This window comes from Streptomyces sp. NPDC127119, from assembly GCF_042677425.1.
GTDB lineage: Bacteria > Actinomycetota > Actinomycetes > Streptomycetales > Streptomycetaceae > Streptomyces.
In genome coordinates this window covers 16180-31701 of record NZ_JBHXTO010000110.1, presented here as the reverse complement: position 1 = coordinate 31701, position 15522 = coordinate 16180, and the positions used below count along the sequence as shown (strand labels likewise).

The 15522-nt window shown below is 72.1% G+C and carries 8 protein-coding genes; 3 read left to right on the top strand and 5 right to left on the bottom strand.

The window, feature by feature from the left end; genetic code table 11:
• Window positions 1–556 precede the first annotated feature (556 nt).
• Window positions 557–1105: a MarR family winged helix-turn-helix transcriptional regulator gene (locus ACFVH5_RS33005; protein WP_107020596.1), complete on the bottom strand. Its 549-nt coding sequence runs from the start codon at window positions 1103–1105 to the stop codon at window positions 557–559.
• Window positions 1106–1252: 147 nt separating this feature from the next.
• On the opposite strand from ACFVH5_RS33005, the gene ACFVH5_RS33000 reads away from it, so the two are divergent.
• Window positions 1253–2524 carry an MFS transporter gene (locus ACFVH5_RS33000; RefSeq protein ID WP_385837382.1) on the top strand — a complete coding sequence of 424 codons (1272 nt, stop codon included), beginning with the start codon at window positions 1253–1255 and terminating at the stop codon, window positions 2522–2524.
• Between the two features lie 31 nt (window positions 2525–2555).
• Here the strand turns inward: ACFVH5_RS33000 and ACFVH5_RS32995 are convergent, their stop codons facing one another.
• Together ACFVH5_RS32995 and ACFVH5_RS32990 are read right to left on the bottom strand one after the other, a co-directional pair.
• Window positions 2556–4214: a SpoIIE family protein phosphatase gene (locus tag ACFVH5_RS32995; protein ID WP_385837378.1), complete on the bottom strand. Its 1659-nt coding sequence runs from the start codon at window positions 4212–4214 to the stop codon at window positions 2556–2558.
• 127 nt (window positions 4215–4341) lie between these two features.
• A complete protein-coding gene (locus ACFVH5_RS32990; RefSeq protein WP_385837377.1) occupies window positions 4342–5709 on the bottom strand; it encodes an NAD(P)/FAD-dependent oxidoreductase in 1368 nt (455 codons plus the stop codon).
• A gap of 379 nt (window positions 5710–6088) precedes the next feature.
• Here ACFVH5_RS32990 and ACFVH5_RS32985 point away from each other — a divergent pair, with 379 nt between their 5' ends.
• Both ACFVH5_RS32985 and ACFVH5_RS32980 read left to right on the top strand, forming a co-directional pair.
• The gene (locus ACFVH5_RS32985; RefSeq protein ID WP_385837376.1) at window positions 6089–6910 is read left to right on the top strand and encodes a TetR/AcrR family transcriptional regulator; all 822 of its coding nucleotides are present in this window, start codon (window positions 6089–6091) and stop codon (window positions 6908–6910) included.
• Window positions 6911–7292: 382 nt separating this feature from the next.
• A complete protein-coding gene (locus ACFVH5_RS32980) occupies window positions 7293–9164 on the top strand; it encodes a sigma-70 family RNA polymerase sigma factor (RefSeq protein WP_385837375.1) in 1872 nt (623 codons plus the stop codon).
• On the opposite strand, the gene ACFVH5_RS32975 is transcribed toward ACFVH5_RS32980, so the two are convergent.
• Together ACFVH5_RS32975 and ACFVH5_RS32970 are read right to left on the bottom strand one after the other, a co-directional pair.
• Entirely contained in the window at window positions 9144–12605 is a 3462-nt protein-coding gene (locus ACFVH5_RS32975) for a BTAD domain-containing putative transcriptional regulator (RefSeq protein ID WP_385837374.1), read from the bottom strand. The two genes, ACFVH5_RS32980 and ACFVH5_RS32975, sit on opposite strands and share 21 nt — an antisense overlap.
• A gap of 219 nt (window positions 12606–12824) precedes the next feature.
• On the bottom strand, window positions 12825–14918 hold the full coding sequence (locus tag ACFVH5_RS32970; protein WP_385837373.1) for an asparagine synthase-related protein: 2094 nt from the start codon (window positions 14916–14918) through the stop codon (window positions 12825–12827).
• Window positions 14919–15522: the final 604 nt, after the last annotated feature.

Genomic DNA, 15522 nt, shown 5'->3' with positions numbered 1-15522 from the left:
CTGGCGTTGATTTTTGGCACGCTGTTGAGTTCTCAAGGAACGGACGCTTCCTTTGTACTCACCCTCTCGGGCTTTCCTCCGGGCGCTTCCCTTCGGTCCTGCTGTTTTACTGTTGTGCTTGTCTCGCTGTCTTGCGTTTCCGACTCTATCAGACCGTTTCCGGTTCCGATTTCCTCGGTGCTTTCCAGGTTTTCGCTTTCGCGTTTCCCTTTCCGGCGATGTTGACTCTATCAGATCCTTTCGGGCCTGACTCCCAGTCAACCGGGTTTGTCTTTGCGGCTGTTGGGCCGTTCCGACGTCCAAAACTTTAGCGGATCCGGCTGGCAGTTCCTAATCGGAGCCGCCGGCCCCAAATCGAAATCAATTCGGGCACGCCGAATTCAATCCCGTTGGGAGATCGAGCTGGTGGTTTGGTGTGCCGCATCCGCGGCAGAGGTGCTGGCGCAGAACCGTTACGGCTCCGTGGCAACTCGAAGAACCTTACGGATCCACGAGGTGAGTGTCAAGTCTCCCCCGGGCGACCGTCCGGCAAACCCCAACTCGCCCTGCGCGGGCCTCAGTCGAGGTCGGTGAGCCGGCCGCCGGCGTCCGGCTGCGCGTCCTCGACGCGTCGCAGCAGCCTGGTCAGCACGTCTTCCAGGGCACCGCGCTCCGCCTGTGAGAGGTCCTGGAGCAGGTCCTCCTCGAAGACGGTGGCGAGACGCATGGCCTCAAGCCACTTGTCCCGGCCCTCGTTCGTCAGCTCCACGATCACGCGGACCCGGTTGGACTCGTCGCGCTCCCTGGTGACGAGACCCTCCCCCACCATCCGGTCGATCCGATGGGTCATGGCCGCCGGGGTGAGCCCGAGCCGCTTCGCCAGGTCGCTGGGACCCAGGCAGTAGGGCGCTCCCGACAGCACGAGCGCCTTGAGGACCTCCCACTCGGCGTTGCTGATGCCGAGAGCGGCGGTCTGGCGGCCGTACGCGACGTTCATACGGCGGTTGAGACGGCCGAGGGCCGAGACGATCTTCTCGACCTGGGGGTCGAGGTCCCGGAACTCGCGCTGGTAGGCGGCGATCTGCTCGTCCAGCGTCGGCTCGTTCGCGGCGGGGGTGTCACCCATGGACGCAGTATGGCACGCGCCCGCTTGGCGTTGAAGTCCTTCGAGATGTATTGTTTAGATCCTAACTTTAGCTTCGAAGTCTTCACTCCTAACTTCTGAGGCAGGCGTAGGACTTCTTGATCAAGGCAGGTGAAAGTGACCAGGGCGATGGGCGCGGAGATGCGCCGGATCCATGTGGGCAACGCACTCAGCGCGTTCGGCCTCGGTTTTACCGTCCCGTATCTGTACGTCTATGTGGCGCAGGTACGGGATCTCGGTGCCATGACGGCGGGTCTCGTGCTCGCCGTCTTCGCCGTGGCCGCGCTCGTGGTGCTGCCGTTCGCCGGGCGGGCCATCGTCCGGCGGGGGCCGATGCCCGTGCTGCTCCTCGCCCTGGTCACCGCCGCCGTCGGCTCGCTGAGTCTGGGACTGGCGAGCAGCTCCACGACCGTGCTGATGTCGGCTGCCGCGCTCGGTGCCGGTCAGGCCGTGATGCAGCCCGCGCTGGCGACGATGATCGTCGACTGCTCGACCGCCGAGACCCGCTCGCGCGCCTTCGCCACCCAGTTCTTCCTGCAGAACCTCGGTCTCGGCGTCGGCGGGCTCATCGGCGGTCACCTCGTCGACGCCTCGCGGGCGAGCTCGTTCACGCTGCTCTTCGCGATCGAGGCGGCGATGTTCCTGCTGCTCGTGGTGGTCATGGCGACCGTACGGATGCCGCGGGCGCCCAAGGTCGAGGATGCGCCGGGGCAGGCCAGGGGCAGCTGGAAGCAGCTGCTCGGCAACCGGGCCATGGTGCAGCTGTGCGTGGTGGGCTTCGTGCTGTTCTTCGCCTGCTACGGGCAGTTCGAGTCGGGCTTGAGCGCGTACGGCGTCGAGGCGGCCGGTATCTCCACCTCCGCGCTCGGGACGGCGCTCGCCGCGAACACGGCGATGATCGTCGTCGCGCAGTTCGCCGTGCTGAGGTTCGTCGAGCGTCGCAAGCGGTCCCGGGTGATCGCCGCGGTGGGGCTGATCTGGGCCGTCGCCTGGGTCATCGCCGGGTACGCGGGTCTCGGGCACGGCAGCCAGACCATGGCCACGGCCGCGTTCGTGTCGACGTACGCGCTGTTCGGGCTCGGGGAGGCGATGCTGTCGCCGACCGTGGCTCCACTGGTCGCGGATCTGGCGCCGAGCGGGCTGGCCGGTCAGTACAACTCGGCGTTCGCCCTGGTGAAGCAGCTGGCCCTGGCGGTCGGTCCGGCGGTGGGCGGCCCGATGGGTGCCTCGCTGCACGCTCCGTACATCGTGACGTTCCTGCTGTTCTCGCTGGGGATCACGTTTCTGGCGGTGCGGCTGGGGCGGCAGCTCACTCCTGTGCAGAACCAGCCCTCGCTCGCGAAGAGCCGGGTCGTGGTGCGCGGCGGGGCTTCCACGGAGTCGGTGCAGACCGCGGCCTGACGGGACCGACGGGGTTCGCGGGGCTGCCGGGTCAGGTGGTGCGGGGGAGGGCGAACTCGCACCACACCGCCTTGCCGCCCCCCGGGGCACGGCGTGAGCCCCAGTTCGAGGCGATCGTGGCGATGATCGCGATGCCGCGGCCCGACTCGTCGGCCGGTTCGGCGCGGCGGCGGCGCGGCAGGTGGTCGTCGCCGTCGGTGACCTCCACGATCAGCCGGCGGTCGGTGCGGCGGAGTCTCAGTCGCATCGGCGGGGTGCCGTGCTGGAGGGAGTTCGCGACGAGTTCGCTGGCAGCGAGCACGCCCAGGTCGTGCAGGTCGGGTGCGAAGCGCCAGCTGGTGAGGACGCCGGAGGCGAAGGCACGCGCGCGTGGGGCCGCTTCCGTGCCCCCGAGCAGTTCCAGGGCCGCGTTGCGGAAGAGGTCGCTGTCGGGGCCCGTACGCGCCGGGTGCTGGAGGACCAGGACGGCGACGTCGTCGTCGTGCTCGGCCGTGACGCCCATCGAGCGGACCAGGCGGTCGCAGACCACCTGGGGTGTGCCCGTGGCGCCGGCGAGTGCGCCCTCCAGGGAGGCGATTCCCTCGTCGAGGTCGGCGTCCCGGCGCTCGACCAGGCCGTCCGTGTAGAGGACGGCGGTGGAGCCGGGGCCCAGTGGCACCGAGCCGGACGCGTGCATCCAGCCGCCCGTGCCGAGCGGGGGTCCGGTGGGTTCGTCGGCGCGGTGGACGGTGCCGCTCTCGTCGCGTACGAGGATCGGGAGGTGGCCGGCGGAGGCGTACACCAGCCGTCCCTCGTTCGGGTCGTGGACCGCGTACACGCAGGTGGCGATCTGGTTGGCGTCGATCTCCATGGCGAGGCCGTCGAGGAGCTGGAGCACCTCGTGCGGGGGCAGGTCCAGGCGTGCGTACGCGCGGACGGCCGTGCGGAGCTGGCCCATGACGGCCGCCGCGCGGATGCCGCGGCCCATCACGTCGCCGATGACGAGGGCGGTGCGCCCGCCGCCGAGGGTGATCACGTCGTACCAGTCGCCGCCGACCGCGGCCTCCGTGCCACCGGGGTGGTAGGTCGCGGCGACGCGCAGGTCGTCCGGCTCCTCCAGTTCCTGGGGGAGCAGGGAGCGCTGGAGGGTGACGGCGGTCTCGCGCTGTCCGCGCTCGCTGGCCCGCAGCCGCTCGGCGGCCTCGGCGTGGTCGGTGACGTCCGCCGCGAAGATGAGTACGCCGCCCCCTTCAGGGGTGGCCGAGACCTCGACGGGGGTGCACGTGAACGTGTACGAGCGTCCGCCGGGGACCTTGCGGGACTTGACCGTACGCGGCTTGGAGCTGCGCAGGACCTGGTCCAGGAGCGGCAGGAGGCCGATCTCGGCCAGCTCGGGCAGTGCCTCGCGCGCGGGTTCGCCGGGCGGGCGGACTCCGAAGGCCGTCACGTAGGCGTCGTTCACGTACGCGAGGCGGTGCTCCGGTCCGTGGACGAGGGCGACCAGGGCCGGGATGCGGTCCAGGACCTCGCGGACCGGCAGCTCGTCCACGGCGGGGGCGAGCGCGACGGCGGTCCCCTCGGCGGTCGGCCGCTCGGCTCGTGCCGCGGGCACGGAGCTCTCCGAGGGCAGTGCCGTGGGCAGTCCGTCGGCCTGCGCCGCCGCGCGGCGCTGCGTTCCGGGGAGCCGAGCGCTCCAGCGCGTGAAGTTCACTGTGGGACAGGCCTCGTGGGATCGAAGGGCGAGCGGTCGGCCCGCCCATGGTCGTGATGGACCAGTGTGTCCGACGGGACCGACATTCGTCAGACGCCGGTCCCGCGGGCGGAGTTCCGGACTCCGGTCAGGACGACCCCTTCGGGTGGTCCTGAGGAGGCTTTCCACCGGCCGCGAGTTCGAACTCCGCGCGGGGATGTTCGAGCGAACCGAGAGAGACGATCTCCCTCTTGAAGAGGCCCGACAGGGTCCATTCGGCGAGCACTCGGGCTTTTCGGTTGAAGGTGGGCACCCGGCTCAGGTGGTAGACGCGGTGCATGAACCAGGCAGGGTATCCCTTCAGCTTGCGCCCGTAGACGTGTGCGACCCCCTTGTGCAGTCCCAGGGAGGCGACCGAACCCACGTACTTGTGGGAGTACGTCTCCAGGGACTCGCCGCGCAGGGAGCGGGCGATGTTGCCGCCGAGGACCTTGGCCTGGCGGACCGCGTGCTGGGCGTTGGGGGCCGTCTCCGCGCCGGACCCCGCCGCGGTCACGTCGGGCACTGCGGCGGCGTCGCCCGCGGCCCACGCGTGCGTGGTGCCGTCCACGGTCAGCTCGGCGGTGCACTTCAGCCGGCCGCGTTCGTTCAGCGGCAGGTCGGTGGCCGCGAGGATCGGGTGGGGCTTGACGCCCGCGGTCCACACGACCGTGCGGGTCGGGAAGCGGGCCCCGTCGCTGAGGACGGCGACGCGGTCGGTGCACGAGTCGAGCCGGGTCCGCAGACGTACGTCGATGTTGCGGCGGCGCAGCTGCGTGACGGTGTACTTGCCCATCTCCTCGCCGACCTCGGGAAGGATGCGGTCCGAGGCCTCGACGAGGATCCACTTCATGTCGTCGGCCTTGACGTTGTGGTAGTAGCGGGAGGCGTACCGGGCCATGTCCTCCAGCTCGCCGAGCGCCTCCACTCCGGCGTAACCGCCTCCTACGAAGACGAAGGTCAGGGCGGCGTCGCGGATCGCGGGGTCGCGGGTGGAGGAGGCGATGTCCATCTGCTCGATGACGTGGTTGCGCAGACCGATGGCCTCCTCGACGGTCTTGAAGCCGATGGCGAACTCGGCGAGACCCGGGATCGGAAGGGTGCGCGACACGGAGCCGGGGGCCAGCACGAGTTCGTCGTACGAGAGCTGGTCGGGGCCCGTGCCCTCCTCCTCGGTGGCGAGGGTCGCGACGGTCGCGGTGCGCTTGGCGTGGTCGATCGACATGGCCTCGCCGATGACGACACGGCACCGGTCCAGGACACGGCGCAGCGGTACGACGACATGGCGCGGCGAGATGGAGCCCGCGGCTGCCTCCGGCAGGAAGGGTTGATAGGTCATGTACGGGTCGGGAGTGACCACCGTGATCTCCACGTCCCCGCGTTTCAGCTCCTGTTTGAGCTTCTGCTGGAGACGCAGGGCGGTGTACATCCCGACGTAGCCGCCGCCGACAACGAGAATGCGCGCACGTTCCTTCACTCACCCATGACGCACCGGCTCCGGGCGTTTGTCCACAGGCCCGTCAATTTGTGTGACCGGCCGCCGAAGACGCGCGGAGCGGGCCGTTTCGCCGGAGCGCGGGAAAGGTTCGCAGGTCAGAAGGTGTGAGCGGGGTGGCATTAGGGGGCGCAACCGGGACGTAACCGGCCCGTACTCCGATCGGGGGGCGCTCCGTGCGGAACCTCCCCCTTCTGAATTGACTCCGCCTCAACTATGTTCGTGTGTCATCGGGGTGTAGGGGGATGCGCTCGACGGGTCCGAACGGCGGGGTCCTACGGCGAAGGTTGTTCCGCTGACTCCGGTCTGTCGATGGCGGGGAGAGTCTCCGGGGGGAGACGTCATTACCGGGGGAACACACATGCATATTCAGGACACTCATTGGACATCCGCGTCCGCGCTTCCAACGAGCGGCGCGACCGGGGCGGCGGGGAACGGACGCGCGGGGGACGTATCGCGCACCACGCCGCTGCGGGTGGACGCACAGCGCAATCTGGAGCACGTACTGCGCGCGGCGCGCGAGGTCTTCGGGGAGCTGGGGTACGGCGCTCCCATGGAGGACGTGGCACGGCGCGCGCGGGTCGGTGTCGGCACGGTGTACCGGCGCTTTCCGAGCAAGGACGTCCTGGTCCGGCGCATCGCCGAGGAGGAGACCTCCCGGCTGACCGATCAGGCCCGTTCCGCGCTCGGGCAGGAGGACGAGCCGTGGTCGGCGCTCTCGCGCTTCCTGCGGACGTCGGTGGCCTCGGGCGCCGGGCGGCTGCTGCCGCCTCAGGTGCTGCGGGTGGGGGTCGGCGAGGACGGTTCGGTCCTCGACGGTTCCGCGGTGCTCGACGGTTCCGCTGTGCGTGACGGTTCCGCTGTGCGTGACGGGGCGCGGGTGCCGCAGCAGCGGTCCCAGCCCGGCGGGCCCGATCTGCGGCTCGTGGAGCAGCGGCCGGCTTCCTTCGGGGAGCAGCCGGACGAGGACGACGCCGGGGCCTCCCAGTTGCTGGAGGTCGTGGGGCGGCTCGTGGACCGGGCGCGTGGGGCGGGTGAGCTGCGGGCGGATGTGACGGTGTCCGACGTGCTGCTCGTGATAGCCACGGCGGCGCCGTCGTTGCCTGATGCTGCGCAGCAGGCTGCGGCGTCTGCGCGGCTGTTGGACATCCTGCTGGAAGGGTTGCGGTCTCGTCCCGCGTAGCCGTTTTGCCTCCGGCGGGGGTGACTTCGTCGGGTGCGGGTCGCCTCCGGCGGGGGTGGTCTTGTCGGGTGCGGGTTCGTGGGGGTTGCTCGCGCCGTTCCCCGCGCCCCTGAGGGGGCGGGGGTGGTCTCGTCCGGTGCGGGTTCGTTTGGGCTGAGCGCGCCGTTCCCCGCGCCCCTGACGGGGTGCGGGAGCGTAGGGGTTGCTCGCGCCGTTCCCCGCGCCCCTGAGGGGGTGGGGGTGGGGTTCGGGGGTGTCAAGGGGGGTTCGGGTGATCCATTCGGATGAGTGGTTGCTGCGTTCCTGTGGGTAACCGCGGTTCGTGCTTGTGGCACTCTTTCCCGGTGTTCGGGTCCGAGTGTGCAGGCGGGGGCTTTCCGCGATGAGCGTTGACGAGCAGGACGAGCCACTCGACAGCGCCGTACCGGAGGCCGTTGTTCCGCCGCAGCGCGAGGGGCGTGGGCAGGGTGACGGCGGAGTGTTGCCGCCTCCTGCCGAGCCCGTCGAACTGCCGCCCGCCGACGCCGAGTTGATCGCGTGGATGCGGTCGGGCGACGACACGGCCTACGAGGAGCTGTACCGGCGGCACGCGGACGCCGTCCGCCGGTACGCGCGCACCTGCTGCCGCGACGCCCACACCGCGGACGACCTCACCGCCGAGGTCTTCGCCCGCATGCTCCAGGCCGTCCGCGGCGGACACGGCCCCGAGCACTCCGTACGCGCCTATCTGCTGACGACCGTACGACGCGTCGCGGCGGGCTGGACCAGGTCGGCGCGGCGGGAGCACCTGGTCGACGACTTCGCCGTGTTCGCGGCGCAGGCCGCGCGCGGCTCCGAGCGGTCGGACGACACCGCCTCCGAGGAGCCGGGCGCGGACGTACGGGCCATGCACGAGGCCGAGCAGTCCATGGCCATGCAGGCGTTCCGGTCGCTGCCGGAGCGCTGGCAGGCCGTGCTGTGGCACACCGAGGTCGAGGACGAGTCGCCCAGCGAGGTCGCCACGCTCTTCGGGCTGGACGCCAACGGCACGCGCGTACTGGCCAGTCGGGCCCGTGAAGGCCTCAAGCAGGCCTATCTGCAGGCCCATGTGAGCGCCACGCTCACCACGGACGAGGAGTGCGCGCGCTACGCCGACCGGCTCGGCGCGTACGCGCGCGGCGGGTTGCGCACGCGCGCCGAGCGCGGGCTGCGCAAACACCTGGAGGAGTGCGTCAGGTGCCGGCTCGCCGCCGGTCAGATCAAGGACGTCGCGAGCGGGATTCCGGCGGTCGTGCCGGTCGCGGTCATCGGCTGGTTCGGCGCCGCCGGGTACGCGAAGGCGGCAGCCCTCATCGCCGGTGGGACCGGCGTGGGCGCGGCCGGGGCCGCGGGAGCCGCGTCCGCGGCCGGTGGCGGTTCGGGGGGCGCGGGGGCCGGCGGGGCCGCGGCGGAAGGGCTCGGCACGCCCGCGAAGGCCGGGATCATCGCGGGGGTCGTCGCGGCGGCCGTCGCCACGGTGGTGTTCGCGCTCGCGGGCGACGACGTGGCGGTGAAGAAGGACGAGGCCGGGCCGCGTCCGCCCGACCCGGTCGTCGAGCCGAGCGTGCCGTCGCCCTCGCCGTCGCCCTCGCGGTCCCCGAAACCGCCGAAGGCCGAACCCGAGCCCGTGGTGGCCGCGGCGGCGCCGAAACCGAGGCCGAGGCCGAAGCCGACCTCGACGCCGACCCGTACGCCCGCACCCGAACCCACCCCGAAGCCGAAACCGAAACCGAAGCCGACGCCCACTCCGACACCCACACCGAAACCCACCCCACCCCCCGCTCCCCCGCCGCCACCGGCCCCCGAGGACTTCCGGTGGAACCAGCTGGAGTACGGCATCACCGGGGACGGCACCGAGCCCGAGATGCGGCTCGCCGAGAGCAGCTGGGTCTGGCAGCGGTACGGCATGTCCGTCGCCGGCAAGCGGTACACGAACGGTGTCACCGTGCACGGCGCCTCCTCGGTCACCATCGATCTCAACCGCGCGTGTTCCTCGTACGACGCGATGGCCGGTGTGGACGACCTGACGATGGGCCTCGGCCAGGTGCGGTTCTCCGTGTTCGCGGACGGTGTGCGGAGGTGGCAGTCGGGGCTGGTCCGTGGAGGGCAGGCCGCGGTGCCCGTGCATGTCGATCTGACGGGCAGGAAAACGATCCGCCTGGTCGTCGAACCGCACTCCGGCTTCGGCACGGCGGCCCTGGCGGACTGGGCCGACTCACGCTTCCGGTGCCGGTGACACCCCGGTCAGTTCCTTCAGGACACCGTCCCGGGTGAGGGCCGCACCGGCGGCGCGCTCGGTGTCGTAGGCCCGGCGGCCGAGTTCGGCCAGCGCTGCGGCTTCGACACGTTCGAGCTCCACCCGCTGGGGCTGCGGGCGCGGGTGGCCTGCCCGCCAGCGGGAGGCGGCCGTGAGGACGCGGACCACGCGCGCGTGCTCGCCGATGCCGGACAGCACTCCCGCCGCCTGCTCGGCCAGGGTGGCGAGGACCACCTCCGCGCATCTCCTCTCCATGGCTTCCCGCAGGGCGTCGGCCAGCCGGAGCAGGCCCTGGCCGGGACCCGACTCGACCGCGGTGAGAAGGCCGTCGATGCCGTTCAGCGCGGCGAGGAACTGGGGCGGCGGGGTACCCCGGGTGGTCTCCTGGCGGGCCGCCTCGCAGAGTTCGCGCGCCCGGCCGAACTCCCGGTCGTCGACGGCCATCTGGGCCCGTACGAGGAGGACGAACGCCCGTGAGTCCGGCACCGCGTACCGGTCGGCCGCGGCCGTCGCCTCGTCCAGGGCGCCGAGCGCCGCCGCGCGGTCTCCCTCGCGGTAGGCGATCTCGCCGAGCCGGGCGATGAGGAACGGCTTCTCCGCGTACGCCCCCACCTCGTGGGCGAGCCGCAGCGCCTCCCGGAACTCGCCCTTCGCCTCGTCGAACCGGCTGCGCGCCATGGCCGCCTCGCCGCCCGCGCCGCACACCTGGGCCCGCATCCAGCGGTCGCCCACGCGCAGGGAGACGGTCCGCAGCTCCTTGATGTACGCGTCGACGTACTCCATGCCGCCGGGCATGTCGACGGCCACGTGCACGGAGAACAGCAGGGCGATGCCGATCTCCCATTCACCGCCGTGCGCGCGGCAGTTGGCGAGGGAGGCCGCCATCGTCCCGCGCACGCCGTCGGTGTTGCCGATCAGGAACCCGATCAGCGGCCAGAGGATGCCGGGGAAGGTCGCCGCGTCCGGGCCGCCGCGCGCCAGCGTGCCGCGCAGTCGTGCGACGTACTCCACGGTCCGCTCCTGCGTCAGCGGCACCTTTCCGAGTTCCGAAGCCAGGAAGATCTGCAGCACCCGCAGCTTGATACGGACCCTGTGCAGGGGGTGTCCGCTCTCGCCCTCGGGGTCGGCGAGGAAGGCGCCGACGGGGTCGATGTCGACGCCGAGACCGGTTCTCAAGGGGTCCGTCGTGTCGAGACAGATCGCCAGGGGGTCGATCGCGTCCAGCCGCACCGCGGCGAGACCGGCGGTCTGGAGGCGGGGAGGATCCGTCCCGAGCGGATCCTCTCCGAGTCGATCCCCTCCAAGCCGATCCCCTCCGAGCGGATCCCTTCCGAGCGGGTCCGTGCGCACCAGGTCCGTGCCCGCCGCCGCGTCGAGCGCCGCTCCGAGGAGCAGGACCCGGTTGGTCCAGGTCGCGCCCTCCCGGCGGAAGTTGCGCAGCCACCAGAACCAGCCCATGGAGAGGACCAGCGCCGCCGCCTCCGGCTCGTCCGCGGCGAGAACGCTGCGGTGCAGGGCCGCGCGGATGTTGTCGAGGTCGCTCTCCAGGCGGTCGATCCAGCGGAGCTGGTCGGCGGACCGCAGGAGGGGGTCCGCCTGTTCGACCAGGGCGCGGGCCCACGCGCGATGCCTGCGCTCGGCGGCGGCACGCAGTGCGGGGGTTTCGGCGACGCGCTCCACCGCGTACTCGTGGATCGTCTCCAGCATGCGGTAGCGCATGGCGCCGCTGCCCCGCCGGCCGGGCGTCGCGACGACCAGGGACTTGTCGACGAGGGCTCCGACCAGTTCGGCCACGGGCCCGCTGCACACGGCCTCCGCGGCCTCCAGGTCCCAGCCGCCCGCGAAGACGGACACCTCGCGCAGGACGGTCCGCTCGGGCTCGTCGAGCAGGTCCCAGGACCAGTCGACGACCGCGCGCAGGGTCTGCTGGCGCGGCAGGACCGTACGGCTGCCCGAAGTGAGCAGCCGGAAGCGGTCGTCGAGGCGGTCGGCGATCTGGCGCGGGGCGAGCATCCGCAGCCGGGCGGCGGCCAGTTCGATGGCCAGCGGGAGTCCGTCGAGGCGGCGGCAGATCTCGTCGACGGCGTCGTCGTCGGTGACGTCGCCCTCGGGGTTGGCCGCCGCCGCGCGCTCCCTGAAGAGGCGGTGTGCCGGTTCGGGCAGGAGGGGTTCGACCGGGCGCACGGACTCGCCGGGCACGCCCAGGGGTTCACGGCTGGTGGCGAGGATCGTGAGTCCCGGGCAGTGGGTCAGGAGCGTCTCGGCCAGCTCGGCCGCCGCGTCGACGACGTGCTCGCAGTTGTCAAGGATCAGGAGTTGGCTGCGCGGGGCGCAGTACTCGACGAGCAGGGCGACCGGGTCGTCCTGCTGGCCCGCCATCTCGTGGGTCATCAGCGCGGTCTCCCGCAGGCCGAGGGCGCTGACGACCGCACCCGGCACCGCTTCCGGCCGGTCGAGCGGGGCGAGCTCGGCCAGCCATGCCTGCGGATGCCCGGCAGCGGCCTCCTCGGCGAGACGGGTCTTTCCGGAGCCGCCCGGTCCGGTGAGGGTGACGAGACGGGCCCCGCGCAATTCGGAACGAATCGCGTCGAGTTCGGGTTCCCGGCCCACGAAGGAGTTGAGGCGGGGACGGATGTTGCCGGTCGGTTCGCGGTGTTCGGGGGTGAGGGCGGGGGCGGGGGCGGGGGCCGTGTGCGGGGTCAGCAGTTGTGCGTGCAGGGCGCGCAGTTCCGGGCTCGGGTCCGTGCCCAGGCCGTCGGCGAGGGCACGGCGGGCCCGTTCGTACGCCGCCAGCGCGTCCGCCGGACGGCCCGTGTCCCGCAGGGCCCGTACGAGGAGGGCGTGCAGCGATTCGTCGTACGGGTGGGTCTCGGTGAGGGTCCGCAGCTCCGGTACGACGTCGTGGGCGCGGCCGTTGCGCAGATCCGCCTCCACGCGCGCGCGTGTCGCCTCCTGGCGGAGGGATTCCGGGCGGGTCGCCGCCGTGGCGCGGTCGGGGAGGTCCGCCAGGGCCGGGCCGCGCCACAGGGCCAGGGCCTCGCGGAGGATGCGGGCGGCGGATTCCGGGTCCGCGTCCGCGTTCGCGTCCAGGAGGGTTCTGCCCTCGGTGACCAGGCGCTCGAAGACGAACAGGTCCACGTCCTCGGGGGTGGCGGCGAGGCGGTAGCCGCCCGGCTCCGAGGTGACGGCGGCCTTGCCGAGGGCTTTGCGCAGGCGGCCCACGAGGGCCTGGAGGGCGGCGGGGGAGTCGGTCGGGGGGTTGTCCGGCCAGACCTCGTCGATGAGTGTTTCCGTCGGGGCCGGGTGGGGGGTTCTCAGGGCCAGGGCCGTGAGGAGGGCGCGTAGGCGGGGGCCTGTCAGGGGGAGGGGGGTGCCCTGGTCGTCCGTGGCCTGGGTGACGCCCAGAATTTTGTACCGCACGGGGTCATTGTCGCGGGTTCGGCGGGGGTGCCCGGGCTTTTTCTCGCCCCCGCCGCCCCTACCCGTCCCGTCCACACATGGGGCTGCGCCCCTCGCCCCCTTGATCGTGCTCCGCGCTCGTCCTCAAACGCCGGACGGGCTGAGATACCCAGGGGCGCGGGGAACTGCGCAATCCTTTGGGCCCGCCCCCACCGGACCCGCACACGAACCCTTCACCCCTTACCCCCTGCCCGCCCCGGCACCCAACGCCCCCCGCTGAGGCCGAATCCCCTCCGGGACGGCTCGCTGGCGGGCCGGGGTGCCTGTCCAGCATGTGCCTCGGCGGTCCAGCAGGCGGCGGAGCCACAGTTCCAGGGAGACCAGGTCCGCCAGGCCTTCCAGGGGCAGGGGTTCGCCGTCGGCCGCCGCCCGGAGGGCCTTGCGGACGACGCGGGCCTCGACCAGGCCCGCCTGGGCGAGGAGAGGCGTGTCGAAGAGGGCCACCAGTTCGTCCACGGCCACCCGCAGCCCGGTGCGCGCGGCGGCGTTCGACGACGCGTGGGAGGGCGCGCCCCAGCCCGGCGGCAGGTCCGCCACCCCGGCGCCCTCCAGGACCGTACGGAGGATCGCGGCCCGTGCGCCCGGCTGCACGCGCAGTGCTTCGGGGAGGGCGCGGCAGGCGCGTACGACCTGGTTGTCGAGGAAGGGGGCGTGCAGGCGCTGGAAGCGGACCTCGGCGGCCTGCTCCAGGATGCGGAGGTCCGCGGCGTGCCGGGTGAGCGCGGAGCGGGCCCGGAAGTCGCCCGGCCGCTGACCGGGACCGATGCCCGCGCGGGTCGTCGAACCCGTCAGGCGAACCGATACTTCAGCCAGGGCCTCACCGGTCAGCCAGCGCGCGGCGGGGCCCGGCCTGGCCCAGGTGAGCGCGGCGAGGGACGCCCCCACCGCACCCGCCGGCTCCTCGAACCGCTTGTGCAGCAGCCGGTCGGCCAGACCCTCTATGCCCACCAGGTAGGACGTTCGGGAGAGCTTGCGGGCCGCGCCGTACACGCGCGCGGGGACCATGACGGAACCGTCCGCCCTCGTCAGTGCCGCGACCGGACGCACCAGGTGGCGTCGTTTGCGGTCCATGAGCAGGTCGGCGAGGCGGGCCGGGTGGGCGTCCAGGACCTGTCTGGCGCCGTACCCGGTGAAGTGGTCCGCGCTGCCGGAGGCCAGGCGGGCGCGGTGGCGGGCGGCGGTCACCAGGGACGGGCCCGGCTCGTCGGTGAGCGGGCCCTCCAACTCGGCGTAGGGGAGGACTTCTTCGCCGCCTGCCACCACCACGTGGTGCAGGCGCGGGTTGGCGGCGAGTGTGCCGGCCCGTTCCAGTTCGGCCTCGCGGCCTTTCACGACCATGTCGTTGAAGGTGACCGCGAGGAGGCGTTCACCGGCGCCCGTGCCGTGCCCGAGGACGGTGCCGGGGGCGCCGGGAAGGCCGGCGGCGAGGAGGGCGAGCGTGCCGGAGGCGGGTCCTCCGGAGAGGTCGGCCCCGATGCCCGGGACCGGCATTCCGCGGGCCGCGCGCCGCTCGGCGGGCCCCATGCCGGGTACCGGTCCAGGGTCTATGTCAGCTCCCGGTACGTGTCTGGGGGCGGCGAGCCGGGCGCGTACGGCCTCCACGAGGGCGTCCCGGACCCCGTCGACCGCGCTGTCGGCGTCGGCGGTGGGGGCCGCGACGGCGAGGGAGGCCACCGGCTCGTACCCGGCGATCTCCCGCGCCCCGGCGCGCAGGATCAGCGCGTGCCCCGGCGGAATGCGCCGCACGCCCTCGTAGGGGGTCGAGTCCTGGAGGGCGGCCGGTACGTCGGGAGCCGCGAGCAGGGCCGCCAGATGCCCGAAGTCGAGGTTGGCCTCGATGAGGTCGGCGAGGGGCAGGGCGGCGGTCGCGTACGCCGTACCACTGGCCCACGGTGTGTAGAACACCGGTCTGACGCCTGCCAGATCGCCGCAGACCATGACCCGTCGGCCCACCTGGACGACGGCCGTGTAACTGCCCGACCAGGCCGTCAGATGCCGAAGTGCCCCGCCGCGCGCGGCGAACAGGCCCACGCGCAGTTCCTCGTCGGAGGCGCCGCACGTGCCGAGCACCGCCATGCGGTTCTGGTCGTCGGCCTGGACGACCCGCACCTCGTCGGGGCGCCAGTCGCCGACCGCCCAGAGCGGATCGGGGTCGCCCCACAGGAGCTGGGACCCGACCGGATGCACCGTCTCGCCGTCGCCGCCGGTCGCGCCCGCCGACCCGAACCCAGGCGCACGAGCGGCGGTGCTGCTCCATCCCACCAACCATCGCATCGCCGCCTCCACAGGCTGTGGACAACCAGTGCACCGCACGAACCGGTCACCATGCTGCCACGAAGAAAGCGCGCCGGAGAGCCGACCGGGCCGCTCGCGCTCCCCGGAGTGCGCCCCTGGGAGATGCCCCCTCGGCGGTGAACTCACGCGCGAGGAAAGGCGATCGCGAAGAATTGACTCACGCTCTACGACGTGAATGCGCCCCCGAAACACTCCCCAAAAACATCCAACGCGCCCTCAAGTACCGTGGTAGACGCGGTTTTTGGCTCCGGAAGACAGGGGCGATATTCAGCCAAATCGGGGATGGACAGACAGGCTTGCACACGCTCCGTACAGGCTGTGCGCAACGCACAGTCCGGGAGGCGGACTCCGCCTCCCGGACCGATCCGCCGCCCGCGGGGATGTAGGCGGCGGTGTCCCCCAGCCCACTGGATCCAGTACAGCGGGCCGACCCACGCATCATCCATCGAAGCGCTCCCCCATTGGCCGGAGAAGAGCGCACGGACGGGCGCACTGCCACACAGCGGGAGCACGACACGACGCTCCGTGCTGACCCGCGGACCACAATCCCGCCATCCGGAACAATGCCCCTTAACGCTTGGGA

What these genes read in the sequence shown, in the direction of transcription:
- ACFVH5_RS33000 (WP_385837382.1), top strand. Translation starts at nt 1,253, where the DNA reads ATGGGCGCGGAGATGCGCCGGATCCATGTGGGCAACGCACTCAGCGCG.
- ACFVH5_RS32985 (WP_385837376.1), top strand. Translation starts at nt 6,089, where the DNA reads ATGCATATTCAGGACACTCATTGGACATCCGCGTCCGCGCTTCCAACG.
- ACFVH5_RS32980 (WP_385837375.1), top strand. Translation starts at nt 7,293, where the DNA reads ATGAGCGTTGACGAGCAGGACGAGCCACTCGACAGCGCCGTACCGGAG.
- ACFVH5_RS32970 (WP_385837373.1), bottom strand. Translation starts at nt 14,918, where the DNA reads ATGCGATGGTTGGTGGGATGGAGCAGCACCGCCGCTCGTGCGCCTGGG.
- ACFVH5_RS33005 (WP_107020596.1), bottom strand. Translation starts at nt 1,105, where the DNA reads ATGGGTGACACCCCCGCCGCGAACGAGCCGACGCTGGACGAGCAGATC.